We start from the raw sequence: 10,936 nt of genomic DNA, 5'->3' as shown, positions 1-10,936 counted from the left end.
ACCGGATAGTGGCCGCATGCACAGGGTCCAGCGCGCCCACACCGGCAATCGGGTTCATCGAGCGTGGGACGGTTCGAGGCGCAGCCTTTCACGGTCCGTCGTTGGCGGTTACTCGTGGAGGCGGGTGCTGAGGACGACGCGCTCGTCTTGGTCGAGGTCCCAGAGCATGGTCGTGGCGTGGCCGGTGGCTTGCTCGTAGGCGAGGAGGAGGACCGCGTCGGCGGCGGTGCGGCACCAGCGCATGAACGACTGAGCGAAGATGGGGTCGTCCGGGTCGGGTAGGGCGGGGTCGCTCTCGAAGCGGTCTCGCTGCTCCCGGAGGATCTGGGGGCCCGTGGTGCCGGTGTGCCACAGCGTGTCAGCGAGATGCTGCGTCAGGGTGATGGGCAGCGACCTGCCGGCCGCGGGTGGATCCTTCAACTGAGTGCGCTCGACGCGGGACGTCGCAAGCTGGCGATCTCTGGTCGATCTCACCGCCATTGGAACCGAGGTCGGTGCAGCAGCCGGAGGATCACCACAAGAGCAGACGTCTCCTCCTTTCAATCTTGCACTCTCAGCTGGAGGAACCAGGACCGGGCCGTAACGCTTCGCCGGCATGACGAAGCGCCGCTCACCAATGGTGAGCGGCGCTTCGACGGCCCGGCGCGGCTGGCCGACAGCGGCCACACCGTTACCGCAGGCGGTCGTCGCTGCCGACGAGACTCAGTCGAGGAGGTCAGGGTCGAGGAGGCTCGGCTCAGACTCGGACGCGTCGCGCTTCATGACGATCAGCTCGATGACCCAGGGCGCGTGTCGGAACGCCGTCGCCGGTCGCTCGTCGTACCAGCCGGGCTCGTAGTTCGACTCGCGGGAGCCGGCCGAGTTGTCCGCAGCGTGCGACGGGGTCGGGTCGAGCTCGACGCGCTGGCTGACACCCGGCAGGTAGCTCCACTGACTCGGCGTAGACGCGTTCGAGGCCCAGTGGTCAACGCTCTGCTGGTCGGCGTTCTGCTGCTCGATGAGGTTCCGCGTGGAGCGCCGCTGGGCACCCTCGAGGTGGTCGTACTTGCGGGTGGGCGGGAGCATCGCGGCGGGGACACGGTGCGCGTACCCGAAGCAGTTCGGGTCGTTCGGCGCGGGCGTCGGGGCCGGCTGCAGCGCATCTCCGTCCAGGTTGGTCTCCCCCGCGGTGCGGGGCGTGGCGACGGGCCATCCGTCGCAGTGCCAGCGCACCAGGACGTTGCCGACCTGGATGTCGGCCTCCAGCACGCGGCTGCCGTGCAGCTCCGTCTTGTCCGACTGCGACGCATCGCTCGGGATGAACGTGGCGTCCACCGCGTAGGTGTCGACGAACTGACGGCGCCAGGCACGGATCATCGGGCAGGTGAACTCCTGCCGGCCTCGGCGGCCGGCTCGGCGGAGGGCGATGCGCAGCTGCTGCAGCTCCTCGACGCTGTGGATGTGGTGCGTCGTCTGCGTGCAGGTCGTGATGGGGGTGTTGCTGATGATGAGGTTGCGGTCCACGGTGGTGTCCTTCAGGTCGGAGCGAGGCGGTTGCTCGCTTACGCCACCCCTATGCGAGCTCGTGCTTGCGAGCGGGGCGCCGACACTGTTCGCGGACCTGATTTGGGACTCTAAGAGCCGTTTTGCCCCTCGTTCGTGGGCCAGAATGTTGCCTGTTCGGCGTTTTCTGACCCCAGGAGTGGGGAGTCCGGGCCGGGAGTTCGGACCGGGACTCAGGAGTCGCTGAAGCGCATGGCGGCGACGGGTTTTCCTGCTGGTGGACTCGGCGCCGCTCGAACGGCCCCATGAGTGGCGCGGGCCTCGTAACGTGCGCAACATGCGTCGCATCGCGAGTCACACCAGGAGTGCCATCACCAGTCCGACCGGGCGTCCCGAGAGGACTGCCGAGACCGGTGACGGGTCTGCTTCGTGAATGGCAGCCCCGACGAGACGGCGCTGACCGCGAAGCAGCGTCAGCAGCTCGCCGCGATTCGTGGCATGGCGCGCATCCCGTTATCGGACCTGCGCGACCAGAGTCCCCCGAACCTCCAGGCCCTCTACGCCGAACTGCAGGACGGCCAGGCGCTGATCCCGGGCCTAAAGATGGGGCTCGGTGCTCTCACCGTCCAGCGTTGGGATCCCGCTTACGCGGCCAAGGGTTGGACGCTGTACGGTGCGGACCTCACGCTCGACATGGGGCACCCGTTCGGGTCGATGTTCTACCGCAACGACACCGACGGCCGTGTGCTGCGCATCGGTGTGAAGTGGCACCCGCCGGTGCAGCAACTCGAGTTCCCTGCCCTGCACCCATCGAAGCCGGAGCTCACGTCTGACTGCACGGCTGAGGAGGTCGCCGCGGTCGTGTTGGACGCGCGGAGTCGGATCGGGACTCTTGTCGCGATCAACGCGCAAATCGGGTCGCTCGTAGCCACCGAAGAGTCAGAGAACGCCATCCTCGACGCATCAGGGCTCGGGTTCGAGCGGCTCTCCGAAGACGACCCACGGTTGGCTGGCGATGCCTGAGCGTGGGGCGGCGCTGCGATTCGAGCCGGTGCCGTTGCGGCTGCTGTCGTTGTCGGCGCAGTTCGACGCCGGGATCTGGCCGACGTTGGCCGGAATGACGTTCACGAACTCCACCGGGCCGAAGATCCTGCAGCGGACCGTCAACGTCCGCACCAGCGAAGACGGGTGGGTGTTCACGCTCCTGAACGGAACACCATTGTCGGATCCTGCGGACCCGCTGCGTGAGGCAGCGACTCAAGTGATGGACGCACTGTCGAAGCTTCGTGCGGTGGGGCGTGGTCCTGAAGCGGCTGGTGCGGCTGATGTCTGACCGGCAGTGGGTGCGGACCATCCGGCATGAGCAGTCGATGCTGTCGCTGCCGTTGGGGCTTGGCTACACGATCGACATCACCGAGACCCTCACCGCCCTCGCTGCTGCCGGGCTGACCGCACGCGTGGAGACGTTCGACCGGCTCCGATTCGACGACGGCCGCACGGCGCTTCTCGCCACCCCGGACCCGACCACCACCGTCACCGACGGCGACGGCGGCGAGGGCCGGGTGGATGATGTGATCCTCCTGCCCGGCGGGTCCGAGGGCGGGGTGCTGTCACTGGTGCGCCGATACCCCGACCTGGTGGTCGTGAACGGGAAACGCGGGCGGGTGTGGGCTGACGGGCGGCAGCTGTCCGGCACGTCGATGCAACGGGAAGCGACCCCAGGGTGGCGGACCGTGTTCGCGATCGCCCGCGCCATCGCCATCCACGGCGGGGGTTCTCAGTCAATCGCGGACCGCATCGGCATTCCACTTGATGTTGTGCGTGCCGCGATGCCTGCTCTCGGGACACACGTGTTCTTCACGCCGATCGGGTGGGAAGCAGCCGATCGCGCCGCCCTGTGCGATTGGGCGCTGGCGGCCTACCCCGGTGTCGGTGGAATCCGGACCTGCTGGCGCCGCGACACCACCATCGACGAGCAGGCGGACCAGCTGATTGCGTTGGGTGGGGTGATGTCGGACCGGTGGGCGGCGCAGCAGTCCGGCGTACTCGTCCCGCCAGACCGATTGACCGCGTTCTTCGCCGAGCATCCCGACATGCAGGCGCTCGGCTACGAGCCCGCCACTATGAATGAGGCGACAGTGTCGGTCGTCATCCCGCAGGACACCACCGTCCTGACCGGCGCTGAGGGGTGCTGCGCGGACGACTTCATCACCGCGCACGTTCTCTACGAAGACAGCTGGGTGGCCGCGAACACGGATGCGGTGAACGGGCTGCGGCAGCTGCTGCACTTCAAGTCGGACCTTGCCCATGACCTTCGCTGGCACCCCGGCAGCGGTGAGGGCAGGGAGGGCTGATGCTGCAACTGCTGTCACTGACGTTGGCGTACGACGACACCCGATTCTTCGGCTCCGTCATGTTCACCGACCCCACCCACCCGGACGACAATCCCGCCGCGGTCCTGGTGGACCACACGGATGAACCGCCCTGGTTCCGGCTCACCAACGTGGACCCGGACGGGCAGGATCGTTCGGTCCCGGCGATGGTCGAGGCGGAACGCATCATGCGGTTCCTCCTCCGCTACACGCCCGAACGCATCGGCCGCACTCCCGCCGACTTCCCCCAGCCCTGATCCGCTCTGCTCACGCCCGTCCCTTTGGAGATAGTTGCTGATGATGCATCTGGTGTCCCTGCATCTCTCGAACGACCGGATCCTCTCGGGGCATGTCCTCCTCGAGGACACCGAGAACCCGGACGCACACCTGGCGCAGATCCTTGTCCGCGCCGTGGATGTCGAGCCGGGGTATGAGCTCTACGACAGGACCAACGCGGTCCTGTCGGACCTGACGGTGCCGGCGGTGCGGGAAGCGAACCGTATCGTGCAGACCCTTCTCATCCCCGCCTCCGAGGTCGCACGAAGGGAGAAAGCCGTCCGGGCGGTGATCCACTCCGGCTACTTGGAAGGGTTCCCGGACGATGTGCCGTGGCAGTCGCAGCTGTGGATGTACGCCCGCGGGGAAGTCACCCGCGAGCAGCTGTCCGCGTACGCCGACGAAGGCCGACAGATCCCCCGTACACCCGAACCCAGTGCCGTCGACCCGGCGGACGTGCCCGAGGACTGGTGGCAGACCACACAGGCACGCATCCGCCGGCACCTCCTCAACACAACCCTCACCGAGCCAGAAGTCGCTGCAGCGCTGCAGGTCAGCATCGACGAGGTCGGTGAGCTGTTCGAGTCGAACCGGCTGATGAGCTTCGACCTTGAAGGGGAAGAACGCATCCCCGACTGGCAACTCTTGAAGCCAGCCCTCCCCGAGTTCGGCGACCCGGCGTCGCTGCTGCCAGGGCTCGACGTCCTTTACGCCGCAGCACCCCAACCACTTCTCGACGCCGCCGCGATGACGGAGTTCATGACCACACCCCTCGACTTCCTCACCGTCGACGACCGAGTCCTGACACCGTTGGACTGGATGCGAGAAGGCCGACCGCTGACGACGATCATCGCCCTGTTCCGCGGACGACGGTGGCGACCATGACCAGCCGGCCGGACCTGTTCCTCCTCAACGTCGCGTTCGACGTCACCGGCGTGCACGGACATGTGTTCTTCCGCGACCCACCCAGCACCGCGCTGCGGCAGATCATCATCCGCAGCACCGACACCGGCAACATCTGCGAACCAGCACACGGCGACACTCGCAGTGGGTGGGAACCCTTCCTCGAAGAAACCCGCTGGCTCATCGCCCTCACCCAACCCGAGGCTCTGAAGGAGCGCAGCTGGTGATGCCTGGGCTTGAATGGGTCAACTCCGCGTACTCCGGCCGGCCGCAGCTCACGATGCCGTACGGGCTCGGTGACACCACCGACCTCACCAACACCCTCTCGGTCCTCAAGCTCGCTGGGCTTCGCGCGGTCGTGGAGTCGCACGAAACGATCCGCCTCGCCGACGGCCGCCGCGCGCGCTTCCCAACACTCACCCAACGCCCCCGCGACGATGACCCGAATGACGCGGAACTGCTCCTGCTGGCGCCTAGGACTGTCACTGCGACGCAGATCGCGCTCGCGGAGCAGACCGCGTCGGTGCTGCTGGTCGACGTCGACCGACGTCGTGTCTGGATCGACGGCAGACAAACCCTCGGGACGAAGGAGCGGTGGAAGGACGCCGCCCCCATCTACGTCACCTTCGCCGTCGCACGAATGCTCGCCGTCAACGGCGCCACCTTCGACCGGCTCGTCCGGGCAGGGCTCACTCCCGGGCAGGTTGACGACGGCCTCGCCCGCCTTGGGAAGCGCGTGCACCGCACCGACATCGGGTGGGAGTCACGGCAGGTGGGCGGTCTCGTCGACTTCGCCATCGCCTGCTACCCCGGACCAGGCGGCATCCGAACCCGATGGACGTCCGACCTGCCGCTCGCCGAGCAGGCGGAACGCCTCATCGACGCGGGCTGTCGCATCTCCGGCCGCGCGATCTCCGACCGCCCCGGCTACTCCGCAATCAGCAAGCGCGAGATGCCGTACCGAGTCGTCGCGTTCACCGAGCAGGAAGTCGACATGGCCGCGCTCGGCTTCAAACCCGACACGATCGGCTTCGCCGGCGCCGAACTCATCCGACCCGCGGACCCGACGATCTTCTTCACCGCTGCCGCCGCCAAGTACACAGACCGCACCGACGACATCATCACCGCCAACACGCTCCTCCGCGCCGACCTGCGCAACGACGACGACGCCGCGTCACTCGGAGAAGTTCGTAATCGGTTGCACTTTCTCGCCGACACCGGATACGACCTCCGCCACAACCTGCCCAGCTGAGAAACATCCGATTAGGTCGGTGTCGCACCGACCTGGTCTCGCCGCGACCGGCTTCCACCCAAACCGCGTCCCGAGTGAGGCGGTACGCCTGGGCGTCACTTCGACGAATCAGGCGGTCAGGCAGTTGAAACCACGCATGCACCGGCAACGGTGCAGGCAGTTCACGCACCTCCATGCCACGAGCACCCTCCTCCAGCGAGAACGGCGAGCCGGGCACCCAACGATCGGAACGACGACGACCCATGACCGCGACAGTAGAAGCCCGCACCGACGTTCGCATACGGGGCCCTCACCGAGATCATTACCGGACTAGTCCTCCGAGACAAGCGCAGGCGCGTCAAGGACTGATCGGGCGCCGTGCCTTTGAGGGATCCCTTGCCGGACGCCGTCGTACGCTGTGCGAGTGGTGAGCATGATCATCCTCGTGATGGCCGAGTACATGGTCGACGATTCCCCGCTGTGGTACCGCGCGTCGCGGTCTAGAGAACACTCCGGAGTTGCCGAGGCCACGGACCTCGGCCTAAGCGCGTCACTCCGGCACGACCTACAGGCATGGAACGACATCTTCGAGCAGGTGAGGCAAGAAGTGTTCGACGATCGTGACGGGTCGAGCTCAGTCCCGTCGACCTCGGCGTCCCCCGAGCTGTTGGAAGCACACCGAGTCGAGTCCTTCACCCTCGCGAGTCGCGTACAGCTCGAACTCGGCGACGACGTCCACGTCCGGTGCGGCGCAGGCAGCGGCATCGACACGTTGACCGAATCAGGGACGGCCGTTGTACTGCCGAACGGACGACCAGGCAACGACGTCGAGTTCTTCCACAACGGGAAGCGCGACGTCAGATCGGCGCGTGCTGCCCGCGCACGGGAGGGAACAGCCAAAGCAATTGTCCACTGGCGAGCCCTCACCGAGCGAGTCGAGACGCCGTTCGGCGACGCTGGAACCCGAGCCCTCGGACTCCGAACAGCCGGCCGCCTGCAGAGCGACGTCGGGCCGCACGCCCAGGTCATCTTCTATGCTGGCGCATCGGCGCCGTACCAGCTCGACCAATTCGACTGAGATGACCACCGTCCGGTAACCGATCCGCTATCGAGGCGGCTCGCTAGCCCCGTTCGTCTGTGTCGCCAGTACCATCCGAGGACGACGATCAGGGGTGTAGATGGTGTGGGACTGGATCAACGAATACGGGTCAGCGATTGGCGCGGTAGCAGGTGTGGTGGCAGCGCTCGTGGCGATCTTGGCGTTGATTTCTGCTGCGTCGGACAGTAAGGCGCGGTCCCAGCCGATGGTGACGGCAGAGTTCCGGCCGGCATCAGACAACGATTCATCGATCGAGTTCGTGGTATCCAACCTCGGCGCGACTCCCGCGCGCGACGTTCGGGTCGGGTTCACACCCCCGATCACCTTGCCCGCAGAGACCAGTGGACTGGTCACGCCGTACTTGGTGCAGCGGTATCAGCGGGCGATCCCTGTTCTCAATCCGGGGCAGCTTCTGTCCAACACCTGGTGGGCCGGTGAAGCCGGCTCAGGCGCCGAACTAACGAATCGGGAGCCGACCCCGGATGAGGTGCGGGTCGATGTCTCATACAAGGGGCTCGGCTGGTTTCGGATTCGGGACTCCTTCGACCTCACCATCGAGACGGTAACCCTGACGACGTACAGTGTGAGCTCCTCGTCGACGAAGGGGCGGATGAAGACGATCGACGAGAGTCTGCGGAAAATCCAGGATCACCTTGCGACCATCGCGAAGAAGGTCAGCTGACCCGCGGTGTCAGTGCATGGCCGGTAGCCGATCGGCTACCGAACGCTCTCAGGTGGCAGTCGAACCTGTGGCTGGGAACGCTTTGTGGCGTGATTCCGGCAATGCTGTGGCCTAGCTTGCCCTGTCGGCGTGGCCGGTCGGGTCAGGCCTGGCTGTGCTTGGCGTTTGCCTGGTCGTGGGTATCGGGGTGGTCACTCATCATGCGGAGCATGGGCCATGAGCCGCTGCGGGTGAAGACGACGAGCAGGAACGCCGCGACGAGCAGGAACACGATGTTGAGCCAGGTGGTGTAGTTCCAGCTGATCGAGGTCGTCACGATGGTGAGGTGCCGGTTCGTGGGGATCAGGTGCAGCGGGGTGAAGAGCAGTTCGACGGCGTAGCCGGCGAGGACCATGGCGCCGTAGAAGATCCCGGTGATGCGGAGGGCTGCTTTCGAGCCGTAGTACTTCCGGTAGATGATGATGATCGGGATGATGATCAGGTCGGCGAAGATGAAGCTGATCACACCGCCGAAGCTGATCCCACCGTTCCAGAGGACCGCTGCGAGGGGGACGTTGCCGACGGAGCAGACGAAGCTCACCATCGCCAGGATCGGTCCGATGAGCGGGTCGATCAGGAACGCGAGCGTCGGGTGTCCCTCGAGGAACAGTGCTTGCAGCCACGCCTTCGGGACCCAGGCGTCGAAGGCGCCGGCGATGAGGAGGCCGATGACGATGTCGCGGATGACGGATGCCCAGTCCATCACGAAGTACTGCGACACGCTCGTGAGCCCGGGCCGCGAGAACAGTCGCCGCCAGAAGCCCTGGTCTCCCTGCACGGACATGTCCATGGCTGCGTGGCCCTCCATCGCGCCAGCGAGGCCCTTGTCGGCCTGTTCGCGGGCGGCGTCGACGATCTTCCCGCGCATCCAGAGCCGGAACCCGAGGGCGATGAGGATGATCATCAGCGGTCCGCCGACGAACTCCGCTGCGGTGAACTGCCAGCCCATGACGAACGCGAGGATCAGGCCGAGCTCGACGACGAGGTTCGTGGAGGCGACCTCGAACGCCATGGCCGACGACAGGCTCGCGCCCTTGCGGAAGAGCGCCCGTGCGAGGGCGACGGCGGCGTAGGAGCAGGACGAGGACAGTGCGCCCATGCCGGTTGCGACGCTGATCGCGCGGGGGGAGTCGTCGCGCATGAGCTTGGTGATCTGGTCGGTGCGGACGACGGCTTGGATGATGCCGGAGAGGGTGAAGCCGAGGATGAGGGGCCAGAGGATCTCCCACCCCATCGAGCCGGCTGCTACCAGGGCGTCACCGACTGCGTTGATCACGAACATGTACACCTGCTCCTTCACGTCGCGGGCATGTTCTGCCGCGACAGGGTGGTCACGAACGGGGAAGAACCGGTCTCGGGCCGAGGCGGACTGCGTTGCCCACCTCGACCTGGGACCGGTGTCACTTGGACGCGAGCATGTCCTTCATCAGCGTGATCTGCTCGGTCTGGCTCGACACGATTGACTTCGCCATCGCGACCGCGTCGGTGTTCTTGCCCTTGTCGACTTCGTTCCTGGCCGTATCGACGGCGCCCTCGTGGTGCTGGGCCATCTGCTGCAGGAACAGCTTCGCGGCGTCCTTCGCGGATGCGTGGTCGAGGTCGGTCATGTCGGAATCGGACATCATTCCGGACATGGAGTGCCCCGACCCAGGGTGCTCCGACTCCGTGGGCTCACCCCAGCCGTGCAGCCAGCTGGTGAGCTGAGTGATCTCCGGCCCCTGGTCGGCCTTGATCTGCTTCGCCAGGGTGGCGACGTCGGGGTCGACACCGTCGCCCTTGGCGAGGAGCACGTCGCTCATCTCGACGGCCTGCTCGTGGTGCGGCAGCATCATCTGCGCGAACATCACGTCCTGGTCGTTGTGCGCCGACGCGGCCGAGCTCGACGAGGCGGACGAGCCCGCGTCGGAGCTGCCGTTGTTGGTGGAGCAGCTCGCGAGGGTCAGGCCGAGGGTGAGCGAGGCGGCGATCGCGAGGGTGCGCGTGGTCGTGGTGGTGTGCATGAAAGGTCCGTTCCCGTGGATGCGTCAGCTGGTCCGGGCAGGCGGATGCCTCCCGGTTCTGGGCATGCGGGAGCCGCCCTGCGGCGGTGTGGTCCCGCAGGGGGCGGATCAGATGCGGATGATCTGCAGTGCCGTCAGTGACGGTGGTTTCGGTGCTGCGATGTGGCGCGGCAGCCGGTCAGTCAGCGCAAGCAGTCGCGACAGCAGCGCGAGGACGCCGCCGGTCCGTGCGCGCAGTAGCGCCCATGCGAACAGGGCGATCATCAGCGCGCACGCCATCCCCATCAGCGAGCACATCAGCGCGCACAGGCCGCTGTCGCAGCCGGCGTCGGTGAGGACCGTCAGCACCGCGGCCGCGGGAGCGGCATGCTCCCCGTGGCGGTTTCCGACGGCATGGACGTGCTCGGTGGTGGCGGCGGGAGCTGCCATCGGGTGCTCGTGGCCGGCGGTGTGGCCGGCCATCGTGTGCATCAGGACCGTGAACCCGACCAGCAGCAGCAATGCCAACGTCGCCGTGACCTGCAACAGCAGCCGGCGACGCGGGGAAGCGGTGGTGGTGAGCATCGATTCTTCGATCAGGACGAGGGGTGGCGGATCGTCGGGCTGCAGCGGAAGCACGTTCCGTTGCGAGGTCGACCGAGTAGAACTGTACCCCCTGGGGGTATGCGCTGTCTCTGGCGGCGAGCCGATCGATCAGCACAGGGGTAGGCATCGCGCGACCGTACCGTGCCAGAGGCACTCCCCTTCAGAAGAAGTCCGAGGATTTTTCTGTCGTGATGCGTGGTGGTGGGTGCATACTGGTGGTGTCTTCGGACCCGGTAGTGGGGCTTGCCGGACCCAACCTCGACATCT

At 66.5% G+C, this 10,936-nt stretch carries 14 protein-coding genes; 9 read left to right on the top strand and 5 right to left on the bottom strand.

Annotated features, from left to right (window positions below):
• Nucleotides 1–108: 108 nt before the first annotated feature.
• Both BIV03_RS06695 and BIV03_RS06690 read right to left on the bottom strand, forming a co-directional pair.
• Nucleotides 109–666 carry a hypothetical protein gene (locus tag BIV03_RS06695; protein ID WP_139201889.1) on the bottom strand — a complete coding sequence of 186 codons (558 nt, stop codon included), beginning with the start codon at nucleotides 664–666 and terminating at the stop codon, nucleotides 109–111.
• 36 nt (nucleotides 667–702) lie between these two features.
• Nucleotides 703–1,503, bottom strand: a complete 801-nt coding sequence (locus BIV03_RS06690) for a hypothetical protein (RefSeq protein ID WP_071295111.1) — start codon at nucleotides 1,501–1,503, stop codon at nucleotides 703–705.
• 408 nt (nucleotides 1,504–1,911) lie between these two features.
• On the opposite strand from BIV03_RS06690, the gene BIV03_RS06685 reads away from it, so the two are divergent.
• The 9 genes from BIV03_RS06685 to BIV03_RS06645 all read left to right on the top strand — a co-directional run bounded on the left by BIV03_RS06685 (nucleotide 1,912) and on the right by BIV03_RS06645 (nucleotide 8,045).
• The gene (locus BIV03_RS06685) at nucleotides 1,912–2,505 is read left to right on the top strand and encodes a hypothetical protein (protein ID WP_071295110.1); all 594 of its coding nucleotides are present in this window, start codon (nucleotides 1,912–1,914) and stop codon (nucleotides 2,503–2,505) included.
• Nucleotides 2,498–2,815, top strand: a complete 318-nt coding sequence (locus BIV03_RS06680; RefSeq protein WP_058741009.1) for a hypothetical protein — start codon at nucleotides 2,498–2,500, stop codon at nucleotides 2,813–2,815. The genes BIV03_RS06685 and BIV03_RS06680 overlap by 8 nt, the downstream gene beginning before the upstream one ends.
• Complete coding sequence (locus tag BIV03_RS06675; RefSeq protein ID WP_139201888.1) at nucleotides 2,781–3,836, top strand: hypothetical protein; 1,056 nt, start codon at nucleotides 2,781–2,783, stop codon at nucleotides 3,834–3,836. Before BIV03_RS06680 ends, BIV03_RS06675 begins: the two co-directional genes overlap by 35 nt.
• Nucleotides 3,836–4,111 (top strand): hypothetical protein, encoded by a 276-nt coding sequence (locus tag BIV03_RS06670; RefSeq protein ID WP_071295108.1) that lies wholly within the window; start codon nucleotides 3,836–3,838, stop codon nucleotides 4,109–4,111. Before BIV03_RS06675 ends, BIV03_RS06670 begins: the two co-directional genes overlap by 1 nt.
• A gap of 52 nt (nucleotides 4,112–4,163) precedes the next feature.
• Nucleotides 4,164–5,015, top strand: coding sequence for an antitoxin VbhA family protein (locus BIV03_RS06665; protein WP_139201887.1), 852 nt, complete (start codon nucleotides 4,164–4,166; stop codon nucleotides 5,013–5,015).
• The gene (locus BIV03_RS06660) at nucleotides 5,012–5,260 is read left to right on the top strand and encodes a hypothetical protein (RefSeq protein ID WP_139201886.1); all 249 of its coding nucleotides are present in this window, start codon (nucleotides 5,012–5,014) and stop codon (nucleotides 5,258–5,260) included. The genes BIV03_RS06665 and BIV03_RS06660 overlap by 4 nt, the downstream gene beginning before the upstream one ends.
• On the top strand, nucleotides 5,260–6,285 hold the full coding sequence (locus tag BIV03_RS06655; RefSeq protein WP_071295105.1) for a hypothetical protein: 1,026 nt from the start codon (nucleotides 5,260–5,262) through the stop codon (nucleotides 6,283–6,285). The genes BIV03_RS06660 and BIV03_RS06655 overlap by 1 nt, the downstream gene beginning before the upstream one ends.
• A 406-nt stretch (nucleotides 6,286–6,691) precedes the next feature.
• Nucleotides 6,692–7,342: a hypothetical protein gene (locus BIV03_RS06650; RefSeq protein ID WP_139201885.1), complete on the top strand. Its 651-nt coding sequence runs from the start codon at nucleotides 6,692–6,694 to the stop codon at nucleotides 7,340–7,342.
• 100 nt (nucleotides 7,343–7,442) lie between these two features.
• On the top strand, nucleotides 7,443–8,045 hold the full coding sequence (locus BIV03_RS06645; RefSeq protein ID WP_071295103.1) for a hypothetical protein: 603 nt from the start codon (nucleotides 7,443–7,445) through the stop codon (nucleotides 8,043–8,045).
• A 142-nt stretch (nucleotides 8,046–8,187) separates the two neighbouring features.
• On the opposite strand, the gene BIV03_RS06640 is transcribed toward BIV03_RS06645, so the two are convergent.
• The 3 genes from BIV03_RS06640 to BIV03_RS06630 all read right to left on the bottom strand — a co-directional run bounded on the left by BIV03_RS06640 (nucleotide 8,188) and on the right by BIV03_RS06630 (nucleotide 10,702).
• A complete protein-coding gene (locus BIV03_RS06640; RefSeq protein WP_217637350.1) occupies nucleotides 8,188–9,384 on the bottom strand; it encodes a permease in 1,197 nt (398 codons plus the stop codon).
• A gap of 100 nt (nucleotides 9,385–9,484) precedes the next feature.
• Nucleotides 9,485–10,084, bottom strand: a complete 600-nt coding sequence (locus tag BIV03_RS06635) for a DUF305 domain-containing protein (protein WP_071295102.1) — start codon at nucleotides 10,082–10,084, stop codon at nucleotides 9,485–9,487.
• A 108-nt stretch (nucleotides 10,085–10,192) separates the two neighbouring features.
• The gene (locus BIV03_RS06630; protein WP_139201884.1) at nucleotides 10,193–10,702 is read right to left on the bottom strand and encodes a hypothetical protein; all 510 of its coding nucleotides are present in this window, start codon (nucleotides 10,700–10,702) and stop codon (nucleotides 10,193–10,195) included.
• Between the last annotated feature and the right edge of the window lie 234 nt (nucleotides 10,703–10,936).

The sequence above is a fragment of the Curtobacterium sp. MCBA15_016 genome (assembly GCF_001865105.1).
Lineage (GTDB): Bacteria > Actinomycetota > Actinomycetes > Actinomycetales > Microbacteriaceae > Curtobacterium.
Note: the sequence above shows the minus strand (reverse complement) of the source record. Positions and strands in the feature narration are given on the sequence as shown.